The following is a 14,372-nucleotide window of genomic DNA, read 5'->3' on the forward strand; positions in this document are numbered from 1 at the left end:
CTCTGGCAGCAGTCTTATGCCGCTTGTTTGTTGTTCTTCTGGATAAAGGCCTGGCATTGCTCGGCGTCGAACCACCACGGGGCAAACTGGCGCGGGTCGTCGAACGCGTTGGTGATGGCAGAAGCCAGCGGCAGTGACTGGCTGGCCGCGCCGAGCAGTTCGAGCAAATGCCGGGGCGGCGGCGTGAGCATGCTGTTGGTCCACTCCACCACATGCCGGGCGTAGCTCCAGTACTGCTCGAAGGTCTGCTCCATCCACGCCTGATCGAACGCTTGATCGCCACGATCGAGCACCGATTGCAGATAGACCTTGCTGCACTTGGCGGCGTTGTTGGAGCCTTGTCCGGTGATTGGGTCGTTGACCACCAGCGCGTCAGCCATACCCAACACCTGACGTCCGGACGGCAGGGTCAGTACCGGGCGGCGGACCATCGGCGTGAAGCGCCCGGAGAGGAAACCCTGATCGTCGGTGAGGCTCAGGTTGTGGCAACGCTCGGCTTCCCAGTGCAGGTACTGGCGAACGATTTCCAGGCTTTTCTGCAAGTGGGCTTCAGGCGTCTTGATGTCCTGCCAGCAGTCCAGAGGGCCGCCGGGGATACCTTCGAACACCATGATTTCGCAAGGGCCGCTGGTGGTCAGCGCCGGAAACACAAAGTATTCGCCGACTCCGGGAATCAGATTGAACGCCACCCTGGAAAACGGCGAAACCGGCGTCATGCCCTTTACGTAGGTCAGCGCCAGCGCCCGCTGCGGCTGACTGAACTGCGTACGTTGCGGGTCTTTGGCGAACTGGTTGACCACTTCGCCCTTGCCAGCGGCCAGCAGCACCAGATCATGGTTCAGCGACAAGGTTTCCAGCTCGTCGATGCCCACATCGGCAATGACCAGCTCGCCGCCACGTTTGACGAACTCGTCCATCCATACCGGCATTTTCACCCGCTGATCCACTGACTGAGCGTAGCGATCCAGCCGCGCGGCCCAACTGAACAGTTGCTCGCCGGGCAGCTCCGGGTGCGGCACGGTCAGGCCGATACCCTCGACAGCCGGGCATTGCTGCTCCCAGAAGTTGAGCCCCAGATCACGTTCGGTCTGCAGCGAGGTGTTGAACATGCACTGGCTGGACATGACCTTGCCGTTGCGAATCTGCTCGCCCGTGCGGTTGGTGGTCAGGGTGACGTGATAGCCCTCGGCAAGTAGCCCGAGAGCGAGTTGCAGACCGGCCTGGCCGGCTCCGACGATTGCAATACGACGCATGATGGCATTCCTGTTGTTGTGAGTGGGTAGGCGTGTCACACCGGGGCCAAGCGTTATGAAAAGGCTGCGTGTCTACCGAAGCCACCACTGCGCCAGGCGCGGGATGGCAGGCAGGTTCTGCTCGGGCCCCATCGCCGAATAGCCGCCGTCCACGGCATAGTCGGCACCGGTGACAAAGCTGGCTGCTGGCGAGCACAGGAAAGTCACGACGTTGGCCACTTCAGCGGGCTCGCCGAGCCTGCCCAGCAGGTGATACGAAGCCGCCACCTGATCGGCTTTGGCGCGATCGCCACCACTGACCTCGGCGATTACCCGCGACCAGGTCCAGCCCGGTGATACCGAATTGACACGAATGCCGTCGGGGGCTAAGTCCATAGCCATGCTGCGGGTCAATTGTTTGATCGCCGCCTTGGAAACCGGGTACAGCCAGCGACCGGTCTGCGCGCAGCCCGCAGAAATGGAAGAGAAATTGACAATCGCACCGCCACTGGCCTTGAGATCGTCGTGTACGGCCTGAGCCAGAGCGATGGCCGAAACCAGATTGACGTTCAATGCTTGCAGCCAGTCTTCGCGGCAGGAAGCAAAGCCGTCATCCTGATAGGTACAGGCCAGGTTGATCAGCAGGTTTACCGAGCCCAACACCTGGCGCACCCCGGTCAGGGCTTCGCTGATCTCTTCATCCCTGGTGATATCAACGGGGAAAAATCGCGCCTGCTTGCCCAGCTGTTCGGCAGCGCGCTGACCGGCTTCGGCGTCAATGTCGAACAGCGCCACTCGCGCGCCAGCATCGATCAGTCCACGGGCCACGGCCATGCCGATCAGTGTTGCGCCGCCGCTGATCAAAGCGACCTTGCCGTGCAAGGCATCGGAGTTCAGAAATGTAGACATGGTTAATCCTCAGGCGCTTTGGTCGGCACTGTTCGCCCAGTTGGGCATCAGGCTGTTGGAAGGCAGGCTCTCATCAAGCAGTTTGCGGGCGGTTTCAACCCCGGCGACGGGCAGCCCGGACGGGTCGAGCAGACCGACCTGCACCAGCACGCTGGCCTGGTCCCAATAGATGTGCTCGTGACAAAGCCTGGGGCCTCGAAACTTCACCACGCCAAGCATCGGTATCTGCACCTTGCGCCCCGTGGGAGCGACGCCCGGCAGCATCCAGTCGATCTCGCTGTCGTGGGTAAAGGTCATGATGAATTCGTCGACGATCTGGGTAGCGCCCACCGTTCGGGAAATAGGCGTCAGCGCCATGTCCTGCGGGTTGCCGTGCACAAAATGGTGCTGATAGAAGCGGCTCAATTGCGCATGGCCGACACCGCCGGTCATGGTCGGAATGTGATTGACGTACGGTTCGGCAACCATGGTGGCCATGGTTGCGGGCACGTCACGGGTCTCGAACTCATGGCGAATGTGCTCTTCCCAGAGCGCTGACAGGTCGTATTCGGGGCCAAGCGTGCGGCGCAGTACCGCCACAGTGCGTTCATGCGCCATCAGCGCGGCGGGCTTGTTGAAGTGGTGGCCGTTGGGACGGGCGAAGGCGTGATCGACGCCGGGATAAAGGTAGGTTTCCACGCCCGGCGTGTTCTGTGCGGCGGCAAATATCTCGGCACGGGCCTCTGTGGGGCAGAATTGATCCAGCTCGGCAGCGTGCAACACCAGACGGCGACCTTGCAGCCCTTCCAGCTCGGCCAGCGCCTTCTCTATGCCAACCCCGTAATAGCCAACTGCACACGCCACCTCGGGTAGGCGGCAGGCGGCCAGATACGCCAGCTTGCCGCCCAGACAATAACCCACCACCCCTTGAGCACTGCCGGTGCATTCCGGCAGTTGGCGCAGGGCATGCAGGCTGGCGCGAATGTCATCGACACCGGCACGCTCGTCAAACGCCTGATAAAAACCGAACGCCTGCTGAAAATCCTCTTCGCTGTAACCCAGCTCGACGCCAGGCTTCTGCCGCCAGTACAGATCGGGCACCAGTACGCTGTAGCCTTCCTCGGCGAGGAAGTCGGCAACGTCGCGCATTGCCTGATTGACCCCGAATATTTCCTGGCACAGCACCACTCCGGGGCCGCTTCCACCGATTGCAGTGGCCAGGTAGGCCTGGAACTGTCTTCCATCGTGCGCATTGACGCTGACATAGCGACCGTTCATTTGCGAGTCTCCAACATCGTGTGAAGTTGGAGCCAATCTTGCGAGCCTTGAACGGGATCCACTATCCGCTGGCTGCGGGCCCTGTCCGGACGGCGCGGAAAGTTGCACAACGCTTTTTTTCTTTCGATACGCAATAAATCCGCATGCGTAGAACTGGCGTGGCGTTTGCTAAGTACTCGTCAGGACCACAAAAAAGTGGCCAAAAAGAAACAGCAGAGCGGCCGCAGTATCCAGAAACTGCGAGCGTTATCCGCAGTGTGAAAATGGCGGGTGACATAAAGACTCAAGCTGCCTTGAAACCGTGCACGAGTGAGAGTTGCCATGAATTCGGAATTGGGTGGGGCCCTTTTTGAAAACACGCCGCTGTTTACAGCGCAGAACCGTCTCTTTTTGCTGCATGACCGGGAACGCATTCGTGAACAGGTGGGCAAGGTATTCAAACCTCATGATCTGAAGGTGGCGACATCCACGCAGGAAGTCAGTGCTTCCATGCACCATGTGCATCTGGGCAAGCTGTCGTTGAGCCGGCTGGAGTACGGGGTGCCGGTGAGCATCGATCCGGGCCGACTGGAAAATTTCTTTCTGATTCAGATTCCAACGCGCGGTAGTGCCGAGATCCACTGTGACGGCGTGCGTTTTACGTCCTCGGCACAATGCGCCTCAATCATCTCGCCCGACACACCGGTTTCGATGCGCTGGGCCGCCGATGCTCCACAACTGGCCTTGCGTCTGGATCGGCAAGAGGTCGAAAAACATTGTGCCCAGCATCTGGGCCATGGTTTGAAAACCCCGCTGCGCTTCAAACCCGAACTGCTGCTGACCCATCCTAACGCGAGCTACTTTCTGCAGTTGCTCGGTGCACTGGCCGATGCACTGGCCTGCGACGGGCACCCCATCCATAACCCGCTGGTGCTCAAGCAGTTTGAAGCGACGCTGATCAATGCCCTTATCTACGGGCAGCCAAACACCCTGCAAAACCCGTTGAGCGCGCCGGAACCGGCCCGTCGGGTTTCGCCGTACTTTGTCAAACGCACCGAAGAGTTCATCCTCGCCCACGCTCATGAGCCGCTGTCCATCGAACAACTGGCCGAGCATGCGGGGGTCAGCGTGCGTACGCTATTTTCCGGGTTCCGGGAGTTTCGCAACATCAGTCCGATGGCGTTCCTGCGCAACGTACGCATGGAGCGCGTACACCTGGAATTGCGCAACCCCGGTACCGATTCGGTGACCGATATCGCAATGAAATGGGGGTTTGCGCACCTGGGGCGGTTCTCGCAGGAATATCGCAAGTACTACGGCGAGTTGCCCTCGGCAACCTTGCGCTTTCGTCAATGAGGATAGTTGAGGTTATCGTTCCTGACCCTCCAGCGTAGTAACGCTGTTCTGGACGCTCTGCATCCGATCTTTGAATGGGGTGCCAACGCACTTGCACTCACCCGCCCATGCTCCTAGGCTCTGCCGATATTCGAATCGGGAAGCACCATGGACACCTCTCTCAGCCGCCGCGAGCGGTTGCATATCGTTATTTTCGAGGCGAATACGCCTGCCGGCAGAACGTTTGACAAGATTGTGCTGGTCGCGATTCTGCTCAGCCTGCTGGTCACGGTCATCGACAGCATCGAGAGTTTTCATCGCGATTACGCAATGCTGTTCGCCTGGATCGAATGGGGCTTTACGCTGCTGTTCGCGATCGAATACATCCTGCGCCTGTACTGCTCGCCCCGACCGCTGAAGTACGCGTTCAGTTTCTACGGGCTGGTCGACCTGCTGGCCATTGTGCCGGGGGTTCTGTCGATCTATTACAGCGACGCGCAATACCTGCTGATCGTTCGGATTATCCGTATGCTACGGATTTTCCGGGTGCTCAAGCTCGGCACTTACCTGCGCCAGGCCAACTATTTGCTTGCTGCGCTGCGCGGCAGCAAGCAGAAGATCATCGTGTTTCTGGTCACAGTTTCCACTCTGGTCACGGTGTTCGGCACGCTGATGTACGTGATCGAAGGCCCGGAGCACGGCTTCACCAGCATCCCCAAAGGCATTTACTGGGCTATCGTGACCCTGACCACTGTGGGCTTTGGCGATATCGTGCCGAAGACACCGGTCGGGCAGATGCTCTCGTCGCTGGTGATGATCATCGGCTACTCGATCATCGCCGTGCCCACCGGTATATTCACCGCCGAACTGGCCAACGCCATGCGCGGCGAACAGCTGAAACACGATTGCCCGGTGTGCTCGAAGAACTTCCACGAACACGGCGCGGCGTTCTGTTCACGCTGCGGTAATCAATTGTTTGCAAAAGTAGAGCACAAGGCATAAGCAAAGACCTTTTCAGTCTTTAAACAGCAGGCGCGATACTGATAGTGTCGCGGCATTACGCCATCAGGCTTTACACACGACTCTTCATCTCAAGGACCCAGCAGTGAATAAACTCTTCGCCGCCTCGCTACTGGCCGCTGGCCTGGCCTTTGCCAGCGCTGCCCAGGCAGCCCCGACGCTGCTCAACGTCTCCTACGACGTGATGCGTGATTTCTACAAGGACTACAACAGCGCCTTCCAGAAGCATTGGAAAGCCGAGAAAAATGAAGACGTGACCGTGCAGATGTCCTTTGGCGGTTCGAGCAAGCAGGCGCGCTCGTTCATCGACGGGCTGCCGGCTGACGTCATCACCATGAACATGGCGACCGATATCAACGCGCTGGCCGACAATGGCGAGCTGGTGCCGAAAGACTGGGTCAGCCGCCTGCCGAATAACAGTGCGCCGTTCACCTCGGCCACTGTTTTTATCGTGCGCAAGGGCAACCCGAAAGCCCTGAAAGACTGGCCGGACCTGATCAAGGATGGCGTGGAAGTCATCGTGCCTAACCCGAAAACCTCGGGCAACGGCCGCTACACGTACCTGTCGGCCTGGGGCTACACCCTGAAAAAAGGTGGCGATGAAGCGGCCGCGAAGAAATTCGTCGGTGAACTGTTCCGCCATGTGCCCGTGCTCGACACGGGCGGTCGAGGCGCGACCACAACGTTCATGACTAACCAGATCGGCGACGTGCTGGTGACCTTCGAAAACGAAGCGGAAATGATCGCTCGTGAATTCGGTCGCGACCAGTTTGAAGTGGTCTACCCGTCCGTGTCGGCAGAAGCCGAGCCGCCAGTGAGTGTGGTCGACAAGGTCGTGGACAAGAAAAAATCCCGCGCCTTGGCCGAAGATTACCTGAAATACCTGTGGTCACCGGAAGGTCAGGAAATCGCGGGGAAAAACTACCTGCGCCCACGTGATCCGCAGGTCTTGGCCAAATACACCGACCGCTTCCCGAAAGTGGACTTCCTGTCGGTCGAGAAAACCTTCGGTGACTGGCGCACAGTGCAGAAGACCCACTTCATTGACGGTGGTGTGTTCGACCAGATCTATCCGGGCAAATAAGTCCCCCGAAACGCAAAACGGCGACCCATCAGGTCGCCGTTTTCATTTGCAGGCTTGAATCAGTTACTGAACTGCTTACCCAGCCCGGCCGGAACGCCGCTGGCGTCGGTCGCCTGCCACGGACCGTTAGGGTTGGTTGCCCAGCTCCAGCCGTTGTTCCACTGATAGTAAGTACGCTGGCGATAGAAGGTGTTGGGCTGATCGTCCATCACGTACACCCCCAGGCGCGGGTCCCAATGGCTGCCACCGCCCGGTGGCGGGGCGAAACTGGCCGAGGTCTTCGGCGCTGCGGCTGGCGCTTTGGCAGGCTCGGCAGGCGCCGTGTTCGGGCGCGGTGCGCCGGGTTGCTGGCCGCCCGGCAGGTTAAGGATCGGATCCTGGCTGTGAGGCGGTGCCGGATGCTGGACAGCACAGGCACTCAGGCCAACGACCAGCCCCAACAAGGTGATGCGTGCGGTACGGTACATAAGCGATTTCTCTAGTTATCCGGACTGTCGATGATCAACGCCTGCTGCGCCTGAGTATCGCTGGCCAGCGGCTGACTGCGGCCAACCCACTCACCGGTGGTTGGCTGCCCTGCGCGAGACACTCGCGCAACCAGTTGGACTTGCGCAAAGTTCGACAGGTTCAGTTGCGGCATCATTGCATCGGCATCACTCAGTTCAACCTCGGCAGGCAGGTCCGCCACCGTGATGCGTTTGACCGCCAGTGGCGCGGCCGGGCCGTTGATTGCACGGGCGAAGATGAACACGCTGTCACCCGGTTGAACATTACCCTTGAGCGAGGCAGCCAGCGTGACACGCACCTTGAGCGCCCTGGCCTTGACCGGCGCGGCCTGCCCGGCAAGGTTTTCTCTGGCGCGGGCTATGCCGCCTTCCAGCGCCGAGCGCGAAGCGTCCTGCGCGGGCAACGCCGCCAGCAGGCGGGTCCAGTAATCCACGGCTGCCTGATAACGCTGTGTTTCGAACGCGGCAATCCCCAGCAGGCCGAGGCTGGTGACTTCGTTGGGGTCGGCCTGCAGCGCTTCGTCGGTCAGCGCCTGCACCTGTGCGGTGAAGTGTTTGTCGCTGGCGAAATACAACGCCTGTGCCCACTGCCCGAGCAACTCTGGCGATCTTCCGGCCAGTGCCAGCGAGCGCTCGAACATCTGCGCGGCGTCACCGGGGCGGTTCTGCGCCATGTAGCTGCGCGCCAGAAAATACAGGTTTTCGGCTGAATCCGGCTGAGCCTGCACGCTGCGCTCCAGGCGCTGGGTCAGGTCTGCCAGCGAGGTTGGTGGTCGAGCGAATTCGCGGCTCAGTTCAACCCGGTCACTGGCACCCAGTTGCAGATAACCCGCCAGCCCCAATACAGGGACCAGCACCGCAGCCAGCACCAGCGAGGGCTTGCCCAGACGCGATGTGCGGGCAGGCTCTGCGCCGTCAGTGTCGGCGAGCAGCTTGCGCGCAGCTTCGGCACGAGCGCCTTGCAATTGCGTCACCGACAACACGCCCTGCTCTTGCTGAACCTGCAACTCGCTAAGCCGCTCCTGATACAACGCCACGTTCAGGGCTGTGCGATCTTCTTCACGTTGCGCACCATGGCCGCGCAGCACCGGTATCAGCAGAAACCCCAGCGCCACGAGCAAGAGAAGCCCGGTCGCGATCCAGAAATCGGTCATGGGCGGTGGTCATCCAGCAAAGCGGCGAGGCGTTGTCGCTCATCCTCGGAAAGCACATCGGCCTGTTCGGAGTTCGCCTTGCGACGCCGCCCGACGATGAAACAGATCACCACCAGACCGCCGATCAGCAGACCGGCCGGGCCGAACCAGAGCAACCAGGTGCGCGCATTGAGGCTGGGTTTGTAACGAACGAAGTCACCGTAGCGATCAACGATGAAGTCGATGATCTGCTGATTGCTCTGCCCTTCACCCAGCATGCGGTAGATTTCCTTGCGCAAGTCAGCGGCAATAGGCGCGTTGGAATCGGCGATGTCCTGATTCTGGCATTTGGGGCAGCGCAGTTCCTTGGTCAGTTCGCTGTAGCGTGCACGCTCGGCCTCGTCGCGAAAAGTGTAGGCGTCGATGGCAGCGTGGGCGATGCCTGAGCACAGCACGCTGAGCAGGACAATCATCAGGCAGCGCTTCATGGCTGCGCCTCATCAACCAATTGCTGGTAACGGGCAGCGAGCTTTTCTCGCCACACAGCCTCATCGATGACCCCGACATGCTTGTAACGAATAATGCCCTGACGGTCGATCAGGAAGGTCTCCGGCGCACCGTACACGCCCAGGTTCAGCCCCAGCGAGCCGTCGTCGTCACGGATATTCAGCTGATAAGGATCGTGAAATTCCTTGAGCCATTTCAGCGCGTCGGCGTTGACGTCCTTGTAGTTAACGCCGTAGATCAGCACGCCCTGCTGCGCCAGACGGGTCAGCACAGGATGCTCCACCCGACAGGCCACGCACCAGGTGCCCCAGACGTTGACCAGTGCGGGTTTGCCCAGCAGGTCGGCGCGGGTCAATACGCGGCTGCTTTGAACTTCGGGCAGCGAAAACTGCGGAAACGGCTTGCCGATCAGCGCCGACGGCAGCTCGGCGGGGTCCAGATACAAACCGCGATACAGGAACGCCGCCACGCCGAGAAACAACGCCAGTAGCAGGAGCATGACCCAGCGTTTCACAGTGCAGCTCCCGACATGCCCAATGCCTCGCGCACCTTGCTTTTGACCCGCGTGCGATAACGACGGTCAAACGCCGCCAGCACACCACCCAGACCGGTCAGCAGACCGCCGAGCCAGATCCAGCGCACAAACGGTTTGACGTGAACCCGTACGGCCCAGGCGCCATTGCCCAGAGGTTCACCCAATGCTACGTAAAGATCACGGCTGAAACCGGCATCAATGCCTGCTTCGGTCATCATTGACTGTTGCACGCTGTACAGACGTTTTTCCGGGTGCAGCTCGGTGAGCTGAAGCCCGTTGCGCAAGACGCGAACGGTGCCGCGATCGGAGGTGAAGTTCGGCCCTTCATAATGCTTCGCGCCCTCGAATACAAAGACGTAACCGCCCAGCTCAGTGGACTCGCCAGGGGCCATGCGCAAATCGCGCTCGGCGCTGTTCTGGCTGGACAACACCACGCCCAGCGCGCACACCACGATACCAAGGTGCGCCAACTGCATGCCCCAATAACTGCGGGTCAGGCCAAGCGCGCCGCGAAGCAGGCCCTTGTGACGGGTCTTGTCGAGCAAGTCGCGGACCCCGGCCAGCAGCACCCAGGCGGCGAGCATGAAGGTGGCCAGCACCGCCCACTGAAAATCGCCCATGAGCAGGGCGGCGATCACCGCCAGCACGGCGCTGCCGACCAGTACCGGGGCGAGCATGCCCAGCAGCCATTTCAGCGGTGTGTCCTTCCAGCGCACCAGCACGCCGACCGCCATGACCACCAGCAACAGCCCCATCAACGGTACGAACAGCGCATTGAAATACGGCGGGCCGACCGACATCTTGGCTCCGCTCATGGCATCGATCACCAGCGGATAAAGGGTGCCCAGCAGGATCATCGACGCAGCAGTCACCAGTAACAGGTTATTGCCCAGCAACAGGGTTTCCCGCGACCACAGGCCGAAGCCGACATGGCTTTTGACCACCGGCGCACGAATCGCAAACAGGGTCAGCGAGCTGCCCACCACGACCAGCAGGAACATCAGAATGAACACGCCGCGTGCCGGGTCCGAGGCAAAGGCGTGCACCGAAGTCAGCACCCCGGAACGCACCAGGAACGTGCCCAGCAGGCTCAGGGAAAAAGCGGCAATCGCCAGCAATACCGTCCAGCTCTTGAACACGCCACGTTTTTCCGTGACCGCCAGCGAGTGAATCAGCGCAGTGCCCACCAGCCAGGGCATGAACGAGGCATTTTCCACCGGGTCCCAGAACCACCAGCCGCCCCAGCCCAGTTCGTAATAAGCCCACCATGAGCCAAGGCTGATCCCGATACCGAGAAAGGCCCAGGCCACCAGCGTCCATGGCCGCGACCAGCGCGCCCAGGCGGCGTCGAGTCGGCCGCCAAGCAAGGCGGCGATGGCGAAGGCAAAGGCCACGGAAAAACCGACATAGCCCATGTAGAGCATCGGCGGATGCACGATCAGGCCTATATCCTGCAACAGGGGGTTGAGATCGCGTCCGTTGGCAGGCATTTGCGGCAGAAGACGGGCGAACGGGTTGGAGGTGAGGATCAGAAACAACAGAAAGCCCAGGCTGATCATGCCCATCACGGCGAGCACCCGCGCCAGCATTACCTGAGGCAATTGCCGGGAAAACACCGAAACAGCGAAGGTCCAGCCGCCGAGAATCAGCGCCCAGAGCAGCAACGAGCCTTCATGCGCGCCCCACACGGCGCTGAATTTGTAATACCAGGTCAGCGCCGTGTTGGAATTCTGCGCCACATAGGTAACGGAAAAGTCGTCGGTCATGAACGCGTAGGTCAGGCAACCGAAGGCAAAGATCAGAAAACTGAACTGGCCCCACGCCGCCGGACGCGCCAGGCTCATCCACAGGCGGTCGCCGCGCCATGCACCGATCAGCGGAATAATGGCCTGCACCAGCGCAAAGCCGAGTGCCAGAATCATCGCGAGATGGCCGAGTTCGGGAATCATCGATCAGCCCTGTTTCGCAGGTGTGGAAGAGCCGCCCGGTGCCGCCTGGCCGCTGTCGCGCAGCGCCTTGGTGACTTCGGGCGGCATGTACTTCTCGTCATGTTTGGCCAGCACCTCATCGGCCACCACCACACCCTGCGCATTGAGCTTGCCTAACGCGACAATGCCCTGCCCTTCGCGGAACAGATCGGGAAGAATGCCGCGATAGGTGATGGTCACCGACTTGTTGAAATCGGTGACCACAAAACGCACATCCAGCGAGTCCGCCGAACGCTGCAATGAGCCCTTTTCCACCATGCCGCCAGCACGAATGCGCGTGTCCAGCGGTGCTTCGCCGTTGGCGATCTGGCTTGGGGTGTAGAACAGATTGATGTTTTCCTTCAGCGCACCGAGCGCCAGGGTCAGGGCCAGCCCGACGCCAGCCAGCAGGGCGGCAATGATCAACAGACGTTTTTTGCGCAACGGGTTCACCAACGATTCTCCCGTTTCAGGCGACGCGCCTGTTGTTTCAGGAACCGCTGGCGCGCCACCAGCGGCATTGCCACGTTGATCAGCAACACCAACAGGCACAGACCGTAGGCCGACCAGACAAACAGCCCGTGGCGGCCCATGGCGAGAAAGTCGCTGAATGACGCGAAGTTCAAGACCTGCCCTCCGACGGTTCTGGCGTTTGCCCCAGGCTCCGCAGAACCTCGGCCTTGACCCACTGGGTGCGCGACTCGCGACGCAGCACTTCAAGGCGCATACGCAGCAGCAATACGACGCCGAAGAAGCAGTAGAAACCCAACACCGTGAACAACAACGGCAGCCACATTTCGGCAGGCATGGCCGGTTTTTCCGTAAGGCTGAACGTCGCGCCCTGGTGCAGGGTATTCCACCACTCGACCGAATATTTGATGATCGGGATATTCACCACGCCGACGATGGCCAGCAGTGCACAGGCCTTGGCAGCGCTGGCGCGGTTGCTGATGGCATTGCCCAACGCGATCAGGCCGAAATACAGGAACAGCAGAATCAGCATTGAGGTCAGGCGCGCGTCCCAGACCCACCACGCGCCCCAGGTCGGCTTGCCCCAGATCGCGCCGGTCGCCAGTGCCAGCGCGGTCATCCACGCGCCAATGGGTGCAGCGCATTGCAGCGCGACATCGGCCAGTTTGATTTTCCAGACCAGCCCGACCACGCCGCACAGGGCCAGCATGACGTAGCAGTACTGGGCCAGCATGGCGGCAGGCACATGGATATAAATGATCCGGAAGCTGTTGCCCTGCTGGTAATCCGGCGGCGCAAACGCCAGCCCCCAGATGATGCCGATGCCGAGCAGCAGTGCAGCGGCCACACTCAGCCACGGCAGCAGACGTGCGCTGATGCGGTAAAACCCTTTTGGTGAGCCGAGTGTGTGCAGCCAGGCCCAACCGATGCTGCTTTTCATGGCGTTGCTTTTCATCAGGTGTATCCAGGGTGTTGACCGGCATCGAATTCTCGATCCCGGAACCTCAATTTATTCACCGACGCTGATTTTCAGGCCAGCGGCTATCGCAAAGGGGGTCAGAGTGATCGCCAGCACGCTCAGGCAGCCCAGCCACAGCAGATAGCCAGTCGCTGGCATGCCTTGCAGCGCGGCTTGCAACGCACCGCTGCCCAGAATCAATACCGGGATGTACAGCGGCAGAATCAACAACGCCAGCAACAGGCCGCCGCGCTTCAAACCCACGGTCAGCGCCGCACCCACTGCACCCAACAGATTGAGCACTGGCGTGCCCAATAGCAGCGACACCATCAACACCGGCAGGCACCGCACCGGCAGCCCCAGCATAAGCGCCAGCAAGGGCGACAACAATACCAGTGCCAGCCCGGAAAAAACCCAGTGTGCCAGCACTTTGCTCAAGACCAGAAGGGCCAGCGGGTGCGGCGAAAGGACCCACTGTTCCAGCGAGCCATCCTCGAAATCACTGCGAAACAGCACGTCCAGCGACAGCAACACGGCCAGCAGTGCCGCGACCCAGACCAGCCCCGGTGACAAGGCTTGCAACAATTGCGTCTGCGGCCCCAGCGCCAGCGGGAACAAGGCGACCACAATCGCAAAGAACACCAGCGGGTTGGCAAGCTCTGCCGGACGCCTGGCCAGCAGGCGAAACTCACGGGCGATCAGCAGGGCAAAGACATTGTTCATGCTGACCACTGCCCCAGATCGATGTCCCGATAGCCCGCAGGCAGGCGGCTCAGGGTGTGATGAGTGGTCATGACGATCATGCCGCCCTTTTCACAGTGCCCGGCAAGATGGTGTTCCAGTTGGGCAATGCCCTGGCGGTCCAGCGCGGTGAACGGTTCATCGAGCAGCCAGAGTGGCGGGCCTGGCAGATACAGACGCGCCAGCGCGACGCGACGCTGCTGCCCGGCCGACAAGGTGTGACACGGCACATCTTCGAAACCTGCCAGCCCGACCGCGTCAAGCGCATTGAAAATGGCATCGGCATCGGCAGGATGATGAAGCGCACAGAGCCAGGAAAGATTCTCCAGCGGTGTCAGCAGGTCCTTGAGCGCCGACGCATGGCCAACCCACAACAGATTGAGCCCCGGCGCTGTCGGCTGGCGGCCCGCTGGCTGGCCGTTGAGCAGCACGTGCCCGGCCGTGGGTTGCATCAGCCCGCACAACAGGCGCAGCAGGCTGGTCTTGCCACTGCCATTGGGGCCGCTGACCTGCAGCATGTCCCCCGTGCGCACCTGCAGATCAAGGTTTTCGAACAGCATCCGCCCGTCCCGCTCACACGTCAGAGCCGTCGCTTGCAAAAATGGGGAGGCTGGGATCATCGGGCGTTTCCAGTGCTGGAGCGTCGCGAAATGTACCAAAACAGACACATACGCAGTATAAGGCGGTTCAAGTCGGGGGTGATATGGCCGTTACATGAAGAGAAGTTAATGGCGGCCG

Annotated in this window: 16 protein-coding genes; 3 read left to right on the forward strand and 13 right to left on the reverse strand. The window is 60.7% G+C overall.

Going from position 1 to position 14,372, the window contains the following annotated elements; genetic code table 11:
- Positions 1-14 precede the first annotated feature (14 nt).
- The 3 genes from AO277_RS11530 to AO277_RS11540 all read right to left on the reverse strand — a co-directional run bounded on the left by AO277_RS11530 (position 15) and on the right by AO277_RS11540 (position 3,398).
- Positions 15-1,253 (reverse strand): styrene monooxygenase/indole monooxygenase family protein, encoded by a 1,239-nt coding sequence (locus AO277_RS11530; RefSeq protein ID WP_044318026.1) that lies wholly within the window; start codon positions 1,251-1,253, stop codon positions 15-17.
- Between the two features lie 72 nt (positions 1,254-1,325).
- On the reverse strand, positions 1,326-2,141 hold the full coding sequence (locus AO277_RS11535; RefSeq protein ID WP_044318027.1) for an SDR family oxidoreductase: 816 nt from the start codon (positions 2,139-2,141) through the stop codon (positions 1,326-1,328).
- Between the two features lie 9 nt (positions 2,142-2,150).
- Complete coding sequence (locus AO277_RS11540; protein WP_044318028.1) at positions 2,151-3,398, reverse strand: dienelactone hydrolase family protein; 1,248 nt, start codon at positions 3,396-3,398, stop codon at positions 2,151-2,153.
- Between the two features lie 321 nt (positions 3,399-3,719).
- On the opposite strand from AO277_RS11540, the gene AO277_RS11545 reads away from it, so the two are divergent.
- The 3 genes from AO277_RS11545 to AO277_RS11555 all read left to right on the forward strand — a co-directional run bounded on the left by AO277_RS11545 (position 3,720) and on the right by AO277_RS11555 (position 6,816).
- Positions 3,720-4,733: an AraC family transcriptional regulator gene (locus AO277_RS11545; RefSeq protein WP_031595095.1), complete on the forward strand. Its 1,014-nt coding sequence runs from the start codon at positions 3,720-3,722 to the stop codon at positions 4,731-4,733.
- Between the two features lie 147 nt (positions 4,734-4,880).
- Positions 4,881-5,714 (forward strand): ion transporter, encoded by an 834-nt coding sequence (locus AO277_RS11550; RefSeq protein WP_044318029.1) that lies wholly within the window; start codon positions 4,881-4,883, stop codon positions 5,712-5,714.
- Between the two features lie 103 nt (positions 5,715-5,817).
- Positions 5,818-6,816: a sulfate ABC transporter substrate-binding protein gene (locus AO277_RS11555; RefSeq protein WP_044318030.1), complete on the forward strand. Its 999-nt coding sequence runs from the start codon at positions 5,818-5,820 to the stop codon at positions 6,814-6,816.
- Positions 6,817-6,875: 59 nt separating this feature from the next.
- On the opposite strand, the gene AO277_RS11560 is transcribed toward AO277_RS11555, so the two are convergent.
- The 10 genes from AO277_RS11560 to ccmA are packed head-to-tail and all read right to left on the reverse strand — an operon-like array spanning position 6,876 to position 14,254.
- The gene (locus tag AO277_RS11560) at positions 6,876-7,283 is read right to left on the reverse strand and encodes a hypothetical protein (protein WP_002554216.1); all 408 of its coding nucleotides are present in this window, start codon (positions 7,281-7,283) and stop codon (positions 6,876-6,878) included.
- Positions 7,284-7,294: 11 nt separating this feature from the next.
- Complete coding sequence (gene ccmI, locus AO277_RS11565; protein WP_044318031.1) at positions 7,295-8,476, reverse strand: c-type cytochrome biogenesis protein CcmI; 1,182 nt, start codon at positions 8,474-8,476, stop codon at positions 7,295-7,297.
- Entirely contained in the window at positions 8,473-8,943 is a 471-nt protein-coding gene (locus tag AO277_RS11570) for a cytochrome c-type biogenesis protein (RefSeq protein ID WP_002554218.1), read from the reverse strand. The genes ccmI and AO277_RS11570 overlap by 4 nt, the downstream gene beginning before the upstream one ends.
- Entirely contained in the window at positions 8,940-9,476 is a 537-nt protein-coding gene (locus tag AO277_RS11575; RefSeq protein WP_044318032.1) for a DsbE family thiol:disulfide interchange protein, read from the reverse strand. Before AO277_RS11575 ends, AO277_RS11570 begins: the two co-directional genes overlap by 4 nt.
- On the reverse strand, positions 9,473-11,446 hold the full coding sequence (locus tag AO277_RS11580; protein WP_044318033.1) for a heme lyase CcmF/NrfE family subunit: 1,974 nt from the start codon (positions 11,444-11,446) through the stop codon (positions 9,473-9,475). Before AO277_RS11580 ends, AO277_RS11575 begins: the two co-directional genes overlap by 4 nt.
- Before the next feature lie 3 nt (positions 11,447-11,449).
- The gene (ccmE, locus tag AO277_RS11585; RefSeq protein WP_005754652.1) at positions 11,450-11,917 is read right to left on the reverse strand and encodes a cytochrome c maturation protein CcmE; all 468 of its coding nucleotides are present in this window, start codon (positions 11,915-11,917) and stop codon (positions 11,450-11,452) included.
- Entirely contained in the window at positions 11,914-12,090 is a 177-nt protein-coding gene (gene ccmD, locus AO277_RS11590; protein WP_002554222.1) for a heme exporter protein CcmD, read from the reverse strand. The genes ccmE and ccmD overlap by 4 nt, the downstream gene beginning before the upstream one ends.
- A complete protein-coding gene (locus tag AO277_RS11595) occupies positions 12,087-12,890 on the reverse strand; it encodes a heme ABC transporter permease (RefSeq protein WP_044318034.1) in 804 nt (267 codons plus the stop codon). The genes ccmD and AO277_RS11595 overlap by 4 nt, the downstream gene beginning before the upstream one ends.
- A 54-nt stretch (positions 12,891-12,944) precedes the next feature.
- A complete protein-coding gene (gene ccmB / locus AO277_RS11600; RefSeq protein ID WP_044318035.1) occupies positions 12,945-13,616 on the reverse strand; it encodes a heme exporter protein CcmB in 672 nt (223 codons plus the stop codon).
- The gene (gene ccmA / locus AO277_RS11605; protein WP_044318036.1) at positions 13,613-14,254 is read right to left on the reverse strand and encodes a cytochrome c biogenesis heme-transporting ATPase CcmA; all 642 of its coding nucleotides are present in this window, start codon (positions 14,252-14,254) and stop codon (positions 13,613-13,615) included. The genes ccmB and ccmA overlap by 4 nt, the downstream gene beginning before the upstream one ends.
- Between the last annotated feature and the right edge of the window lie 118 nt (positions 14,255-14,372).

It is taken from the genome of Pseudomonas amygdali (assembly GCF_002699855.1).
Lineage (GTDB): Bacteria > Pseudomonadota > Gammaproteobacteria > Pseudomonadales > Pseudomonadaceae > Aquipseudomonas > Aquipseudomonas amygdali.